Below are 14,643 nucleotides of genomic sequence, written 5' to 3'. Positions count from 1 at the left end.
TTCCGGCTGCGTGGCTTTCGGTAGATGCCGACCTTGGTCGGCGCCGTTCGGAGAAGCCGCGAACGGGAACGCTGTCGGCGTGCCGAGCAAGCTCGGCACCCACAAAAATGCCGCCTGCAAGGGCGGCATTTTCGTTCCGGCCGATGGCCGGACCGGCTCAAGCAACAACGCTACGCGTTATTGCTTGAGCGGAATCACGCGGATTTCAACGCGACGGTTTTTGGCACGGCCGGCATCGGTGCTGTTGTCGGCAATCGGATACGACTTGCCGGCCCCCAGCGTTTCGATGCGCACGCTCTGCACGCCTTGGCCGATCAGGTACTGCGCCACCGAATCGGCGCGTTCCTTCGACAGGCGGTTGTTGACCGCGTCGCTGCCGATGCTGTCGGTGTGGCCCACCACTTCGATCATGGTCTGGTTGTACTCGCGCAGCGTACCGGCCACACCGTTGAGCGAGCCGTAGAACTGCGGCTTCAGGGTGGCCTTGCCGAAGTCGAAGGTGATGCCGTCCGGCAGGTTCAGCATGATGTTGTCGCCCTGGCGCTGCACATCGATGCCGGTGTTGGCGGTGCGCTCGCGCAGCGCGCGTTCCTGGCGATCCTGGTACTGGCCGACGGCGGCGCCGCTGAGCGCACCGATACCGGCACCGATCAGTGCGTGCTGACGACGCTCGGTGGCGCTGTCGCCGGTCAGCAGGCCGGCAGCCACACCGATGGCGGTACCGATCAGCGCGTTGCGGCCGGTACGGTTCTGCTGTTCGGTCGGGTTGCCGTACTGGTCGCTCTGCACATAGGAGCCGCCGGTGGCGCAGGCCGACAGGACGGCCGCACTCATCAGGGCCAGTGCGACGTTGCGGGTGGTGTTGCGGATCATGTGGTTCTCCTTGTTTTCCGGTCGGGTCGGCGGCTTACGGGCGCAGAGAGAATAAACAGCCCGATGCGATGTCGGGATGATGATCGGTCGCGGCAACAGGGCCGCGTTCAGCTAACTGACTGGAACGCTCAGCCCGCGCTTTACCCAGCCCCCGTCTGCCGGTAGGCGGCCAGCGCAGCATCGCGGCCGACGGCCAGATCCACCAGCGGCGTACGCGGATAGCCCGGGGCATGCGCCGCCAGCAGCAGCGGATGCTGCCACGGCGCGAAGCGCGCTTTCACCGGCAGCGCCGCCAGTTCGGGCACCCAGCGGCTGATGTAGCGGGCCTGCGGGTCGAACTTCTCGGCCTGGGTGACCGGGTTGAACACCCGGAAGTACGGGGCCGCGTCGGCGCCGGTGCCTGCCACCCACTGCCAGCCCATCGTGTTGTTGGCCAGGTCGGCATCGACCAGGGTGTCCCAGAACCAGCGCGCGCCCTGCAGCCAGTGCGCACGCAGGTGCTTGCACAGGTAGCTGGCAACAATCATCCGTACCCGGTTGTGCATGTAACCGGTGTGCCACAGCTCGCGCAGGCCCGCATCGACGATCGGCACGCCGGTGTTGCCGCGCTGCCAGTCATGCAGTTGCGCTGCAGTGGGCGTGGCCCAAGGGAAGCGGTCGAAACGCGGATTGAGGTTGTCGGTCGGCGTCTTCGGGAAGTGATGCAACAGGTGGTAGGCGAAATCGCGCCAGCCCAGTTGCCGCAGATAGCCGTCGATGTCGGCGTCAGTGCCGGCACTGCGCAATCTCTCCAGCGCATGCGCGATGCGCCACGGCGCGATCTCGCCGAAATGCAGATGCGGCGACAGCCGCGAGGTGCCGACCCGGTCCGGCAGGTCACGCTGCTCGCGGTAACCGCGCAACGCGCCGTCCTCGAACACGGACAACGCCTCCAGCGCGCCGGCCTCGCCCGGCTGCCAGTGCTCCCAGAAGCCGGAATCCCAGTCCAGCGTGGGCGCCAGCCGCAGCTCGTCCAATGCGAGGCCGTCGACCGAGTGCGCGGTCAGTGCCTTCGGCGCGGCACTCAGCGTCGGCAGGCGCCAATGACTGAGTACGTTGCGCCAGTACGGAGTGAACACCTTGTACGGCTGACCCTGCTGTGTCGCGATGTCCCAGGGCTCGAACAACAGGCTGCCATTGCAGCTCTGTGCGTCGATGCCCTGCTCGCGCAGCGTGCGTTTGATGGTGGCGTCGCGTGCCTGCGTAGCCGGCTCGTACTTGCGGTTCCAGTACACCGCCTCGGCGCCGGTCTGCCCGATCAGCAACTGCAGGGCCGGCAGGCTGTCACCACTACGCAGCACCAGCGACGAACCGCGCGTGCGCAGGTCGGCGTCCAAGGCACCCAGTGAACGGTGGCGCCACGCATCGGAGGCCGCGCCAGGCACCCACTCGCCTTCCTCGTGCGGCGCGTGGAGATAGACCGGCACCACGTCGTGACCCGCATCCAGCGCGGCCTGCAGGGCCGGATTGTCCTGCAGCCGCAGATCACGGCGGAACCATACCAACGCTACCGACACATGCACCGCCTTCGATGTGGAAGGCGGACATGATAGCCAGGGGCGGTGAAGGTGATGCGCGCGTCCGGCCACCCACCCACGGCGGGGTTCTAGCGCTTGAACCGCTGCATGGCCTCGCGGATCATTGACCGTGCCTCGGCGGCGTTGCCCCAGCCATTTAGCTGCACCGGGTTTCGCCCGGCCGGCAGGTCCTTGTAGACGCGGAAGAACGCTTCGATCCGCTGCCGTTCGGCCTCCGGCAGGTCCGCCAGGTCGCGGATACTGGCGTAGGTCGGGTCGACCTTGTCGGTCGGCACCCCGATGATCTTCTCGTCGTGCTCGCCGCCATCGATCATCTTCAGGTAACCGATCGGCCGGAAACGCACGATCACGCCCGGATGCAGCGGTTCGCGGGTCAACACCAGTGCATCCAGCGGATCGTTGTCGCCGGCCAGGGTGCGCGGCATCGAGCCGTAGTTGGCCGGATAGGCGACCGGCATCGACTGGAAGCGGTCCACGTGCACCAGGCCGTCTTCCTTGATCTCGTACTTGGTGAAGCTGCCGGCCGGGATCTCCACCGCCAGGTTCACCTCCTGCGGGGCCTGCGCCGGCTGGGCGACCAGGAAGGGATGCAGCACGGTATCGGCGGCGGTTACCGCACTGGCCAGCAACAGCAGGGACGCGCCGATGGCAGCCAATGGAATGATGCGGCGGGGTGTGGTCATCGGCGTCTCCTCATTCCCAGCAGCGGTCGGCGCGACCCTTGGCGGTCTGCGCGCGCGGGCAGTCGCGCGGAGCAATGCGGCCTTCGGTCAGCTCCGTGCGCTGCTTTCCACCCTTGGCATCACGACGCAATTCGAAGGCATCGTAAAGACGGCCGGTCACGGTGCGTGCTTCATAGCGCAGGTGCTGCGGGTCGATGTTCAGCACCTGGAACAGCTGGGTGTCCTCGGCCACCGGGTCCATCGTCCTGCGCGCTTCGTCGGAAAGGCGGTACTGCTTCGGTCCGGCCACGGTCACCACATACTGCGGCGTCGCGGCCTGCCCTTCGCCACGGCGGCCATAGGTGTGGTCATGGCCCTGCAGCACCAGATCGACGTTGTGGCGGCGTACCACCGGCAGCAGCACGTCACGCAACGCGGCGTTCTCGCGCCCTTCGCGCGGCGAGTAGAACGGCTGGTGCAGCAGCACGATGGTCCACGCCTGCCGATTGCCGGTCAGCACCTTGTCCAGCCACTGTGCCTGCGCCTTGGCGGTGCCGAGGTCGAGTGCCGATGTGCCATCGACCACGGCCACGCGCACGCCCTGCGCATCGAACCAGTAGCTGGTCTGCTGCGCGGCGGTGGCACCATTGCCCGGCAGCGCGAACGTCACCGGCCAGTGGCGGCCCAGCACGCGGCGCTCCTGCGGCGTGTCCTCGAATTCCTCGAAGTACTCGTGGTTGCCGATGGCCGGCGCCACCAGCGTTTCCTGCGCCAGCCAACTGGTCGCAGCGAACCACTCACCCCACTCGCTGTCATCCATGTTGTCGCCTCCGCTGACCAGGTCACCGGCAAACAGACTCATGCGCGCCTGCGGCGCAGCCTTCTGCGCGGCACGCACCACGCGGCTGACATGGCTGACGTTCTTGTTCTGGGTATCGCCGAAGTACAGCAGGGTCAGCGGCTGATCGGCGCTGGCCAGCGTGCGCAGCTGGTTCCAGGCGCTCCAGCTGCCATTGCCCTGCACACGGTAGACGTACTGGGTATCCGGCTGCAGGCCATCGATATCTGCCCGATGGTGGTGCGACAGACCGTTCTCGGTCTGCAGCGCGCGGGTCGTCGCACGCACCTGGCGGATGCCTTCAATGGCCGGCGAATCTGCGGCCAGCGCGATTTCCAGCAGCGGCGCCTGCACGCTGTCGTCGGTACGCCAGGCCACGGCGAACCCATGACTGGAATCAACCGCCGGCGAGGCGACGATGCGGTCCGGCACCGTCGTCGCCGCGTAGTGGCGGCTACCTGCCGGCACCTGGGTATTCGGTTCGGCCGCCGCGAACGACAGCGACGGCAGCGCCAGCAGCAGGCCCAGCGCCAGCGCGCGCATTACGCACTGCCCGCTCATGCGCCACACTCCAGCGGCAACGCCAGCTGCTTGGCGATGCTCTCCCAGTCGAAGGCCACCACGCCCTGGTCGTCATGTACTGCATACAGCGCACCGTGTGGGAAGCGCGCGCTGGGCTGCTGCATCATCCAGATGCCATCGGTGTTGGCCACGGTATTGCCCTGGAACGCGCCGACCGGCTTCAGCGTGTGCCGGTCGAACAGGTGGAACACGCTGCGCTGCTTGCCCTGTTCGGTGGTGATCCACCAGCCGTCCTTGCCGCAGGTGCGCAGGGTCACGCCTTCGGCCTGGGCCTTGAACACGTCGCGGCCAAAGGTGGTGCCAGTGAAGCGGCCCGCCAGGGTGTAGACCTTGAACTCGCTGGCGTAGCGCTCGTCCTCTTCGGCAATCAGCAGCCGGTCGTTCTCGGGGTCGCCCCAGATCGACTCGACCACGCGCAGTGCACCGGCCTCGGTGGTATCGCCGATGCTGGCCACCAGCTTCGCCTCGACCTTCGCGCCGTCGCGGGTCACATGGTACTGGCGCACGCGCTTGTCCAGCTCGGCCAGCGGCGGCAGGATGTCACGCCCCTGCGCATCCTCGCCGTTGTCCCAGGAATCGGTGACGTAGACGCTGTAGCCATCGGCACGGCGGTCGACCCACAGACCGTACGGCTTGCGCAGGTCGTCCGCAGCGAAGGTCGCCAGCGGCGCGAAGTCCGGCAGGCTCAGCACCTGCACGCGGTGATTGTCGCGCTCGACGATCCACAGCAGGTCGTCGGTCACCGCGATGCCGTTTGGGCGGTCGAACTGCCCCGGTGCGGTGCCGCTGCTGCCGACGTCACGCAGGTGCTGGCCGGTGCTGCCGTCGTAGACCACCAGCTTGTCGGTGGCCTTGGCGGTGGCGATCAGCCACAGCGCGCCGTCCGGCGCGCGCCAGGCCGCCGGCGAGTCGATGTTGTCGGCCGGGGTCATCGGTGACAGGAACGCTTCGGCGATGGTGCTCACCACGCGCTCGCCATTGGCGGCCGGCGCGGCCGCTCCCGCAACCGGATCGTTGCCGGTGGCCGGCGTGCAGCCGGCGACCAGCGTAGCCGCCAGCGCGGCGGCCAGGACAGTGACGCCACGCCCCATCACAGCGCCACCTTCAGGCCCAGCGCATAGGTGCGGCCGTACTCTTCCATCTGCAGGGTGCGCGAGCGGGTGCCCTGGTAAAGCTCCAGCGGCTTGTCCAGCAGGTTCTGCGCTTCGAAGTACATGCTCACGCGCGGGGTGAACTTGTAGTCCAGCGAGAAATCGAGCTGGGTGTTGGGTGCCACGTAGATGTCGAATGCACGCCCCTTGCCGATGCTGTCCAGATACTCGCTGCGGTACACGGCCGCCAGACGCGTGCTTACACCGTACTTTTCATAGCCGATGTGTGCGCTGTAGACATGCTTGGAAGCGCGCGGCAGGGTGAAGTCCTCGCCCTCACGTCCCTTGATGCCGGCATCGAACGTGGTGTCCAGCCAGGTGCCACTGGCACCGATCAGCAGGCCATCCAGGCCCTCCGGCAGGAAGGCCAGCTGCTGCTGCCAGTTGAACTCCGCGCCACGCACGGTGGCCTTGCGACCATTGATCGGCTGGGTCACGTCGAATCCACCGTAGGCCGGATCATTGGTCCGCACGGTCTCCACGATGTAGCCATCGATCGACTTGTGGAACAGGCCCAGCGAAACGATGCCGCTGCTGCCGATGTACTTCTCCACCGACAGGTCGATGTTCTTCGACTCGTACGGATCCAGTTCCGGGTTGCCCAGGCGCACTTCCTCGTCACCGCGGCTGTAACCCACGCGCGGCGAGACGTCGCCGAAGGACGGGCGCGATACGGTCTTGTTGGCCGAGGCGCGCAGCACCCAGTCATCGGCCGCGTCATAGCGCAGATGCAGGCCCGGCAGCACGTTGGTGTAGCTGCTGTTGGCCACGCGCGGGGTGACGGTGAAGCTGCGGCCGTTGGCGGCCACGTCCACCTGGTTGCCGACTGCCTTGAAGCGGGTGTTCTCCACGCGCACGCCGCCGATGATGCGCAGCGCGCCCACATCCCAAGTACCCATGGCATAGCTGGCGAAGATGTCCTCGCTGGCCACGTAATCCTCTTCCAGCGACGTCATCGCATTGCCGCCGACATCCTGCGGGCGGGCGCTGTACTGGCCACCATTGGCGGCCCAGAACGCGCGCATCGCAGCCGAGTCCATGCCATCCCCCATGTTGCCGTGGCGATGCTCCGGCGAAGAGGTGGTCCAGCTCGACAGCACCACCTTCGGGCCGACGCGCAGTTCGCGCTCATCGACATTCACGTCGCGGTCGCGCCAGCGGCCGAGCAGGCCGAACTTGATGCTGCTGCTGTCGCCGTCGAAGCGCACGTTGACCTGCGCGCTGTGTTCCTTGTCGTTCACCTGCTTGGGCGAAAGCACGACGCGGTCGAACGCGTAGTTGCCGTTGTCCAGCCACTGCGGGTTATCGAAGCTGTAGCTGGGCAGGCGGCTGCTCTGGTCCAGGGTGCCATTGAAGGCCTTGCCGTTGAGCTTGAAGCGCGCCTCCATCTCGTCGTTCACGCGCTCTTCGGTACGGGTGTAGCCGATCCGGTAATCGACCACGGCGTTGGTCAGCTTGTTCTCGCCACCAAGACTGGCCGCAAAGGTGTTCTCCTTCTTGGTGCGGTAGCGCATGCGCTTGTCGATCGAGTCCTTCGGCATGCCATCGAGCCGGTACTGGTCGGTGCCGGTCTTGACCATCTTCGCGTCGTCGAAGTTGAAGATCACGCGCTGGCGGGTCTCCGCATCGTCGAACTGGCTGTACAGCGTGCGCAGGTAGTACGTGCTGTCTTCGTTGGGGCGCCAGTCGAGGTTGAGGTTGGCACCGATGCGCTTGCGCTCGATCTCGTACTTGCGGTGCTGCAGGTTGATCGCGGTCACGTCACCGGGGGCGGCATCGTCCTCGCCGTCGTACTCCACTTCGGTGTTGTCCGACTCGAACTTCCGCTTCTGGTAATTCACGCCCAGCGCCACGCCGAACGTGTCGTTGAACACTTCGCTGTAGTTGAAGGCGGCCTTGGGGCTGGTCTCGCCGGACAGCTGCTGGTGGCTGCCCTCGATCTTGCCGCGCAGGCTGCGGCCGTCGCGGTCGAAGGCCGACGCCGATTCCACCAGCACGGCGCCGCCGATGGCATCACCGGGCATGTCCGGGGTCGGCGACTTGACCACGCGCAGGCGCTCGGTGGAGTCCGATGGGATCACGTCCAGCGGCGCGGCGCGGCTGGAATCTTCCGGCGTACCGATGGCGATGCCATCCACGCTGACGCTGTTGAGATTGGCATCCAGGCCGCGAATGACCACGAAGCGGCCTTCGCCCTGGTCGCGGGTCACGCTGACGCCCGGCAGGCGCTGCAGTGATTCGGCCACGTTCTTGTCCGGATACTGGCCCAGGGCATCGGAGGACACCGCGTCCTCGATGGCGTCGCTGCTGCGCTTGAGGTCGACCGCGCGGATCTGCGATTCGAGCTGGGCGCGCACTTCGATACGGTCCAGGTCGACCGCGTCGGCCGCCACGGCGCCGGTAGCGGCTACCGCCTGTTGCCCGGCAGCCTGCAGCGGTGCCGCGGCCCCCATCGCCAGGGTCAGGGTGATGGCAACGGCCAACGGAGTCTTGATATGCACTGGGAATCCCCATTCCTGTTAAGAATGGGTCTGCACGGTATGTCCGCAAGGTTGCATGGCCGTGACATGCGCCTGCACATTTCATGTACATCAGATCCAGGCCCGGTTTGGGGTTCGACACGCCAATCCGGCAAAATGGCCTCCTCTCTCCTTTTCCCCCTTCCCGACCATGAAGATCGTCGAAGTGCGCCACCCGCTGGTGCAGCACAAGATCGGCCTGATGCGCAACGCTGCGCTCAGCACCAAGGATTTCCGCGAACTGGCCAACGAGCTGGGTACGCTGCTGGCCTACGAGGCCACCGCCGACCTGGACACCGAGCCGCACACCCTGCCCGGCTGGGCCGGCCCGGTGACGGTGCAGCGTATTGCCGGCGCCAAGATCACCGTGGTGCCGATCCTGCGTGCCGGCCTGGGCATGCTCAGCGGCGTGCTGTCGCTGATCCCGGCGGCCCGTGTCAGCGTGGTCGGCCTGCAGCGCGACGAGGAAACCCTGCAGCCGGTGCCCTACTTCGAGCGCCTGACCGGCCGCCTGGAAGAGCGCGACGCGCTGATCCTGGACCCGATGCTGGCCACCGGCGGCACCCTGATCGCCACCATCGACATGCTCAAGCGTGCCGGTGCCCGCCGCATCAAAGGCATCTTCCTGGTGGCCGCGCCGGAAGGCATCGAAGCGGTCAAGGCCGTGCACCCGGACGTGGAGATCTACACCGCAGCCATCGATGCCCAGCTCAACGACAAGGGCTACATCCTGCCGGGCCTGGGCGACGCCGGCGACCGCATCTTCGGTACCCGCGTCGGTTGATCCGGTGAACCGGGGTCAGAGCCCTTTCACAGCGAAAGGGATCCGACCCCAACATCGCGGGGGTCGGACCCCTTTCGCAGAAAGGGCCCTGACCCCACCACCCCGCATTCCTGCCTACAGCCCGGCGGCGAAGGCTTCCAGCTGGTCGATGGCGGTGGTCCAGCCGTTGAAGAAGCCCAGCTGCTCATGCTGGTCACGCAGGGCCTTGTCCGAGTGCATCACCCGCGCGGTGTAGCGGCAGCCCTGCCCCTCGTCCTCCATCGTGATCACGGCGGTAAAGCCCAGCCAGGGTGACTGCGGTCGCCAGCCCGCACCCAGCATCGAGGTGAACACCAGGCGCTGCTGCGGCACGATCTCCAGGAAACTGCCCGGATTGTCACTGCTGCCGCCATCGGGGCCCTGCATGAAGGTGTGGAAGGCCCCGCCGGGGCGCAGGTCGAATGCGCGTACCTCGGTGGTCCACGGCTTCGGGCACCACCACTGGCGCAGCAGTTCCGGGTCGGTCCACGCCCGCCACAAGGCGGCGCGCGGTGCGTTCAGCACACGGCTGATCACCAGATCGGTGTCGGGGTTGTTAACTGCGGCTACAGCCATGAGCCTGCTCCTGTCGGTGAAGGGTTTCGACGAAATCGACCATGCGGTCGGAACGCGCTTCCCAAGCCGCACGCTGTTCTGCGAGCCATTGTTCGGCCTGGCCCAGCCGCGCCGGCACCAGTTCGCAGGTGCGTGTGCGCCCCTGCTTGTGGCTGCGCACCACGCCGCTGCGCTCCAGCACGGCCAGGTGTTTCATCAGCGAGGGCAAGGCCATCCCGAAGGGTTCGGCCAGCATCGACACCGTGCGCGGCCCCTGCCCCAGCGCCGCTACGATCGCGCAACGGGTCGGGTCGGCCAGTGCCTGGAAGACGTCTTCAATGGCAGGATAATACTTACCCATATGGCTAAGTAATACGCCGGTCTGAACGTTGCCGCAAGCAGGCGCGGCACTGGCGTGATTCTTCACGTGGCCTTGCCGGCCCGAAGCGAATGCTCCGCGCACCCGCCACCCTTGGAGCTCCCGATGAAAGCCTCTTTCCTGCTGGCCGCCGTCCTGCTGGTCGGCCTGCCCTTGGCTGCCAACGCCACCACCCCGCAGCAGCAGCGCATGGCCGAATGCTCGGCCAAGAACAAGGGCTTGAAGGGTGATGCCTACAAGACCGCGCAGAGTTCCTGCCTCAGCGGCCACGCCGCCGAGACCAAGGCGGTCAATCCGCAGCAGGAACGGATGCGCAAGTGCAACGCTGACGCGGGCGCGAAGAAGCTGGCCGGTGATGCGCGCAAGACCTTCATGAGCAGCTGCCTGAAGTCGTCGTAATCGTCGCGTCCGGATCGAACGCCATCCACGCATGGCGTGGATCTGCCACCATCAGTGAAAGGCCGGGCATTGCCCGGCCTTTTCATTACCCCAGGGCGCGCGCCTTCAGCTCGCCCTGTTCGTGCAGGGTCACGAAACGTCCCTTGTCATCACGGCCCAGCTGCGCCAGCGCCACCTGCGGGTCGTGGGTGAAGAACAGCCGCACGTTGCGCGCCAGCTTGTCTTCAAGGAACTGCCGCTTCTCGTCGATCAGCAGCTCGGCGTTGCGGTCGTAGCCCATGGTGATCGGCACGTGTACCCATGAGCGCCCCGGGATCAGGTCGGCACAGAACACCACGCCACCATGCGCACTTTCGCCGGCATGCGCGTGACCGACGATCTCGGCCAGCATCAGTCCCGGCGTATGCCCGTCGCTGTAGCTGAAGCGCACGCTGCGGCCAAGTGCCTTCGAGTACTCCCCGTCCACCACTTCCAGCCGGCCACTGGCCTGCAGCAGGCCCGGCAGTTCCGGAATGAAGCTGGCACGGTCGCGCGGATGCGGCTGCACGGCGCGCTGCCAATGCTGCGCACCGACCACGTAGGTCGCGTTGGGGAACAGCAACTCGGGTTCACGCCCTTCGCTCCATGCCGCCAGCAGGCCGCCAGCATGATCGAAATGCAGGTGGCTGAGCACCACCACATCGATATCCTCGTGCTCGAAGCCGGCTTCGCGCAACGAATCGATCAGTACGTGCTGGCTTTCCTGCACGCCGTAGCGCTCGCGCATGCGCGGATCGAAGAACGCCCCGATACCGGTTTCAAACAGCACGGTCTTGCCTTCCAGCGGACTGGCAAGCAGTGCGCGGCAGGCCAGCTCGATGCGATTGAGCTCGTCGGGTGCCGCCCATTTTTCCCACAACGCACGCGGTGCGTTGCCGAACATCGCACCGCCATCGAGGCGCTGCGAGTTTCCACGAATAGACCAGAGTTTCATGCGTCGATTATCGGCGCCGGCCCGTTAAATAATCGCTAGAAAGGAAACAGAAAACCCCGCCGGCAAAGGCGGGGTTTCGGTAATCGGCCGGATTGCCGGCCAGCAGCCGGCGCTACCGGATCAGCGTGCCGGCACGACCTGGGCGCTGCCCACCGGGTTGCGGGGGTCGCTGCCGCCGAACAGCTTGTTCGCCTTGCGGTCCCATTCCACGGTCTGCAGGTTGCCCCACACGTGACTGGAACCGCGGCCGCCTGCGGCGACGTCACCCGGCAGGTCGATCTTGTGGCCCATCGCCTGCAACTGCTTCACCGTCGCCGCGTCGAACGCATCGTCCTCGGCTTCGATCAGGTCCGGCAGCCACTGGTGGTGGTAGCGCGGCAGCGCGGCAACCTGCTGTGCATCCAGGCCGTCGTCGTAGCCGAGGATGCCCAGCAGCACCATGGTGATGATGCGGCTGCCACCCGGGGTGCCCAGCACCACGACCTTGTCGGCGTTCTCCATGAAGGTCGGCGTCATCGAGCTGAGCATGCGCTTGCCGGCCTTCGGCGCATTGGCCTCATAGCCCATCACGCCGAACGCATTGGGCGTGCCCGGCTTCAGCGCGAAGTCGTCCATCTCGTTGTTCAGTAGCACGCCGGTGCCCTTGGGAATCAGCCCCGAGCCATACAGCAGGTTGACGGTCTGGGTGGCGCCGACGCGGTTGCCGTCGCGGTCGATGATCGAGAAGTGCGTGGTTTCGTCATCTTCCAGCGGCGTCGGGTTGCCCGACAGCAGGTCGCTGGGCGTGGCCTTCTCCGGATGGATGGTCGCCCGCAGGCCCTGCGCATAATCCTTGCTGGTCAGCACTTTCTGCGGGATCTGCACGAAGTCCGGATCGCCGAGGAAGAAGGTGCGGTCGCGGTAGGCGCGGCGCATCGACTCCACCACCAGGTGGGTGCGGTGGGCCGGGTCCATCTTCCTGATGTCCCAGCCTTCCAGGATCTGCAGCATGCTCGCCAGCGCGATGCCACCGGACGACGGCGGCGGCGCGGTGGTAATCTTCCAGCCGTTGTAGTTGAACACGATCGGCTCGCGCTGCTTGACGCGGTAACCGGCCAGTTCTTCAGCGGTCCACTTGCCGCCAGCCTGCTTCACGCCCGCCAGCAACAGCTTTCCGGTCTGGCCCTTGTAGAAGCCATCAAAGCCCCCCGCGGCCAGGCGCTCCAGCGTCTGCGCCAGTTCCGGCTGCTTGAACAGGTCGCCGCTGGCGATCGGCTTGCCATTGCGCAGGTAGACCTCGCGCGTGCCGGGATAGCGCTCCATCACTTCACGCCGCGACGCGTAGCCCTTGGCCATGCGGTCGTACACCGGGAAACCTTCGCGCGCGATGCGGATCGCCGGCTGCAGCGAGGCCGACAACGGCAGCTTGCCGTGCTTGGCCGACAGCTCGACCAGCGCTGCGGGCAGGCCGGGAATACCCGCCGACCAGGCACCGTTGACCGAACGATCACGGTCCAGGTTGCCCTGCTTGTCGAGGAAGGCCTGCGGGGTCGCCGCGGCCGGAGCGGTCTCGCGCGCATCCAGCATCACATCCTTGCCGGTGGCCGCGTCGTGCAGCAGGAAGAAGCCGCCGCCGCCCAACCCGGAACTGATCGGCTCGACCACCGCCAGCGTGGACGACACCGCCACTGCAGCGTCGAAGGCGTTGCCGCCCTGCGCCAGGATGTCGATGCCGGCCTGGGTGGCCAGTGCGTGGCCGCTGGCAATGGCCGCGCCATCAGGGCGATCGGCACGGGCCGGGCTGTCAGCCCAGGCCATGGGGCTCAGCAGCAGGCCGAGCAGCAACAGTGGGCGGACGATCAGCGTCTTCATTCGGATGGGGGCTCCGCGTAGAGTTCGGGGTGATCGTGCTGCAGCTGGCGCAGCTTGGCCAGCAGCTGGTCTTCCGTTTCCACGATCTCCGGGTCCGGGTCGATGCACTCGACCGGGCAGACGACCACGCACTGTGGCTCGTCGAAATGACCCACGCATTCGGTGCAGCGCGCAGGGTCGATCACGTAGATGGTTTCACCCATCGCAATGGCCTGGTTGGGGCAGGCCGGCTCGCACACGTCGCAGTTGACGCAGAGCTCGTTGATTTTCAGCGACACGGCGATACTCCTCGCCCGCGCCCTGGGACAAAGGACCGGCCAGCGCGGGCGCGCGGGCCGGTCAGGTCATCAGCGGCGCCCCTTGCAGGATGCCGCCCGGGCCATGCCGGAGCATGGCCGCCATGGCTCGGTATTACTTGGCTTCGACGAAAATGTACTCGGCACCGGTCGGCTGGATCGCAGCCTGCACGCGGGCGTTGTCGGCCGACTGGCCGATGAAGACGACGCGCACGCCCTTCATCGAATCCGGCGACACGTCCTTGAACACGGCCTGGATCATGTCCGCCATCTTGCCCGAGGCCGACGAACCGAAGGCCAGCATGTTGCCCGGCTGCACGCCACGGGCCACGGCCTGGGTCGCGCTTTCGGTCTGGCGCTCGTACTTGGCCTGGAAGTCCGGGTCCGATTCCGGCGAGAGGTAGTACAGGAACGGGCTGTTGGTGATGTTGCCCATGTTCTGGATCGCCACTTCCTGCAGGTACTTCTTCCAGCCTGCATCGTCGTCCTTGGCCGGGGCGACCAGGGCCTGCTTGGCCTCGTCGACCGGAGCGGCCTCTTCCTTCTTGCAGGCGGTGAATGCCAGGGCCAACGAAGCGATCAGCATCGCGCGCATGGTGGTGTTCATGGGTTTCCTCCCGGAATGGTGCGTGGTGGTGTACGTAATGGGGTGCGGGTACAGCGGGGCTTACGACTGTGCCGACTTCGCTTCGCGGACCTTGCGCAGGGCTTCGAGCACCGCGGCCGGCACGAAACCGGACACGTCGCCGCCCAGGCGCGCGATCTCGCGGACCAGCGAGGACGAAATGAAGCTGTGCTGCTCGGCCGGGGTCAGGAACAGGGTCTCGACCTCGGGGATCAGGTGGCGGTTCATGCTGGCCATCTGGAATTCGTACTCGAAGTCGGACACCGCGCGCAGGCCGCGCAGCAGCACCCCGCCCTGCACCGAACGTACGAAATGGGCCAGCAGGGTATCGAAGCCGATGACCTCGACGTTGCCGTGGTGGGCCAGCGCGCCACGCGCCAGCTGCACGCGCTGCTCCAGCGGCAGCGCCGGGCCCTTGGACGGGCTCTGCGCCACGCCGACCACGACCTTTTCGAACAGCGGCGCGGCCCGGCTCACAAGGTCGATATGACCGTTGGTGATGGGGTCGAACGTGCCGGGGTAGACGGCAATGCGGCGATTGGCCACGGTCATGGGCGGATG

At 66.5% G+C, this 14,643-nt stretch carries 15 protein-coding genes; 2 read left to right on the top strand and 13 right to left on the bottom strand.

The genetic code is table 11. From position 1 onward, the window contains the following. Nucleotides 1-177 precede the first annotated feature (177 nt). The 6 genes from AC5P8R_RS19905 to AC5P8R_RS19880 all read right to left on the bottom strand — a co-directional run bounded on the left by AC5P8R_RS19905 (nucleotide 178) and on the right by AC5P8R_RS19880 (nucleotide 8,136). Nucleotides 178-873 carry a YiaD family glycine zipper/OmpA-like lipoprotein gene (locus tag AC5P8R_RS19905; RefSeq protein WP_014646784.1) on the bottom strand — a complete coding sequence of 232 codons (696 nt, stop codon included), beginning with the start codon at nucleotides 871-873 and terminating at the stop codon, nucleotides 178-180. 140 nt (nucleotides 874-1,013) lie between these two features. Then, nucleotides 1,014-2,429, bottom strand: coding sequence for a cryptochrome/photolyase family protein (locus AC5P8R_RS19900; RefSeq protein ID WP_169410700.1), 1,416 nt, complete (start codon nucleotides 2,427-2,429; stop codon nucleotides 1,014-1,016). An 89-nt stretch (nucleotides 2,430-2,518) separates the two neighbouring features. Beyond that, nucleotides 2,519-3,133 (bottom strand): inorganic diphosphatase, encoded by a 615-nt coding sequence (locus tag AC5P8R_RS19895; RefSeq protein WP_197574310.1) that lies wholly within the window; start codon nucleotides 3,131-3,133, stop codon nucleotides 2,519-2,521. A 10-nt stretch (nucleotides 3,134-3,143) separates the two neighbouring features. Continuing rightward, the gene (locus AC5P8R_RS19890; RefSeq protein ID WP_014646781.1) at nucleotides 3,144-4,511 is read right to left on the bottom strand and encodes a purple acid phosphatase family protein; all 1,368 of its coding nucleotides are present in this window, start codon (nucleotides 4,509-4,511) and stop codon (nucleotides 3,144-3,146) included. Beyond that, nucleotides 4,508-5,623: an NHL repeat-containing protein gene (locus AC5P8R_RS19885; protein WP_032959149.1), complete on the bottom strand. Its 1,116-nt coding sequence runs from the start codon at nucleotides 5,621-5,623 to the stop codon at nucleotides 4,508-4,510. Before AC5P8R_RS19885 ends, AC5P8R_RS19890 begins: the two co-directional genes overlap by 4 nt. Next, entirely contained in the window at nucleotides 5,623-8,136 is a 2,514-nt protein-coding gene (locus AC5P8R_RS19880) for a TonB-dependent receptor (RefSeq protein ID WP_414615654.1), read from the bottom strand. Before AC5P8R_RS19880 ends, AC5P8R_RS19885 begins: the two co-directional genes overlap by 1 nt. Nucleotides 8,137-8,353: 217 nt before the next feature. Between AC5P8R_RS19880 and upp the strand changes: the two genes are divergently transcribed. Beyond that, nucleotides 8,354-8,986 carry a uracil phosphoribosyltransferase gene (gene upp / locus AC5P8R_RS19875; protein WP_005409099.1) on the top strand — a complete coding sequence of 211 codons (633 nt, stop codon included), beginning with the start codon at nucleotides 8,354-8,356 and terminating at the stop codon, nucleotides 8,984-8,986. A gap of 114 nt (nucleotides 8,987-9,100) precedes the next feature. Here upp and AC5P8R_RS19870 read toward each other — a convergent pair whose 3' ends face one another. Then, a complete protein-coding gene (locus AC5P8R_RS19870; protein WP_495223761.1) occupies nucleotides 9,101-9,580 on the bottom strand; it encodes an SRPBCC family protein in 480 nt (159 codons plus the stop codon). Further along, on the bottom strand, nucleotides 9,561-9,986 hold the full coding sequence (locus tag AC5P8R_RS19865; protein WP_495223760.1) for an ArsR/SmtB family transcription factor: 426 nt from the start codon (nucleotides 9,984-9,986) through the stop codon (nucleotides 9,561-9,563). Before AC5P8R_RS19865 ends, AC5P8R_RS19870 begins: the two co-directional genes overlap by 20 nt. 57 nt (nucleotides 9,987-10,043) lie before the next feature. Between AC5P8R_RS19865 and AC5P8R_RS19860 the strand changes: the two genes are divergently transcribed. Next, a complete protein-coding gene (locus AC5P8R_RS19860) occupies nucleotides 10,044-10,337 on the top strand; it encodes a PsiF family protein (protein WP_046430010.1) in 294 nt (97 codons plus the stop codon). Nucleotides 10,338-10,422: 85 nt separating this feature from the next. Here the strand turns inward: AC5P8R_RS19860 and AC5P8R_RS19855 are convergent, their stop codons facing one another. The 5 genes from AC5P8R_RS19855 to coaD form a co-directional block, all read right to left on the bottom strand. After that, a complete protein-coding gene (locus tag AC5P8R_RS19855; protein WP_019338337.1) occupies nucleotides 10,423-11,310 on the bottom strand; it encodes an MBL fold metallo-hydrolase in 888 nt (295 codons plus the stop codon). Between the two features lie 120 nt (nucleotides 11,311-11,430). Further along, nucleotides 11,431-13,161 (bottom strand): gamma-glutamyltransferase, encoded by a 1,731-nt coding sequence (ggt, locus tag AC5P8R_RS19850; RefSeq protein ID WP_014646774.1) that lies wholly within the window; start codon nucleotides 13,159-13,161, stop codon nucleotides 11,431-11,433. Continuing rightward, on the bottom strand, nucleotides 13,158-13,439 hold the full coding sequence (locus AC5P8R_RS19845; RefSeq protein WP_004153175.1) for a YfhL family 4Fe-4S dicluster ferredoxin: 282 nt from the start codon (nucleotides 13,437-13,439) through the stop codon (nucleotides 13,158-13,160). The genes ggt and AC5P8R_RS19845 overlap by 4 nt, the downstream gene beginning before the upstream one ends. A gap of 133 nt (nucleotides 13,440-13,572) precedes the next feature. Further along, entirely contained in the window at nucleotides 13,573-14,064 is a 492-nt protein-coding gene (locus tag AC5P8R_RS19840; RefSeq protein ID WP_005409092.1) for a hypothetical protein, read from the bottom strand. A 60-nt stretch (nucleotides 14,065-14,124) separates the two neighbouring features. Beyond that, nucleotides 14,125-14,634, bottom strand: coding sequence for a pantetheine-phosphate adenylyltransferase (gene coaD / locus AC5P8R_RS19835; RefSeq protein ID WP_014036814.1), 510 nt, complete (start codon nucleotides 14,632-14,634; stop codon nucleotides 14,125-14,127). Nucleotides 14,635-14,643 lie beyond the last annotated feature (9 nt).

The sequence above is a fragment of the Stenotrophomonas sp. YJH_SMC_73 genome (genome assembly GCF_059370155.1).
The sequence above is the reverse complement of the archived record's forward strand: the minus strand, read 5'-3'. Positions and strand labels throughout refer to the sequence as shown.

Excerpts from the sequence above, each read along its gene's own strand:
- AC5P8R_RS19905 (WP_014646784.1), bottom strand. The coding sequence starts at position 873 with ATGATCCGCAACACCACCCGCAACGTCGCACTGGCCCTGATGAGTGCG.
- AC5P8R_RS19895 (WP_197574310.1), bottom strand. The coding sequence starts at position 3,133 with ATGACCACACCCCGCCGCATCATTCCATTGGCTGCCATCGGCGCGTCC.
- AC5P8R_RS19890 (WP_014646781.1), bottom strand. The coding sequence starts at position 4,511 with ATGAGCGGGCAGTGCGTAATGCGCGCGCTGGCGCTGGGCCTGCTGCTG.
- AC5P8R_RS19885 (WP_032959149.1), bottom strand. The coding sequence starts at position 5,623 with ATGGGGCGTGGCGTCACTGTCCTGGCCGCCGCGCTGGCGGCTACGCTG.
- AC5P8R_RS19880 (WP_414615654.1), bottom strand. The coding sequence starts at position 8,136 with ATGGGGGCCGCGGCACCGCTGCAGGCTGCCGGGCAACAGGCGGTAGCC.
- upp (WP_005409099.1), top strand. The coding sequence starts at position 8,354 with ATGAAGATCGTCGAAGTGCGCCACCCGCTGGTGCAGCACAAGATCGGC.
- AC5P8R_RS19870 (WP_495223761.1), bottom strand. The coding sequence starts at position 9,580 with ATGGCTGTAGCCGCAGTTAACAACCCCGACACCGATCTGGTGATCAGC.
- AC5P8R_RS19860 (WP_046430010.1), top strand. The coding sequence starts at position 10,044 with ATGAAAGCCTCTTTCCTGCTGGCCGCCGTCCTGCTGGTCGGCCTGCCC.
- AC5P8R_RS19855 (WP_019338337.1), bottom strand. The coding sequence starts at position 11,310 with ATGAAACTCTGGTCTATTCGTGGAAACTCGCAGCGCCTCGATGGCGGT.
- ggt (WP_014646774.1), bottom strand. The coding sequence starts at position 13,161 with ATGAAGACGCTGATCGTCCGCCCACTGTTGCTGCTCGGCCTGCTGCTG.
- AC5P8R_RS19840 (WP_005409092.1), bottom strand. The coding sequence starts at position 14,064 with ATGAACACCACCATGCGCGCGATGCTGATCGCTTCGTTGGCCCTGGCA.
- coaD (WP_014036814.1), bottom strand. The coding sequence starts at position 14,634 with ATGACCGTGGCCAATCGCCGCATTGCCGTCTACCCCGGCACGTTCGAC.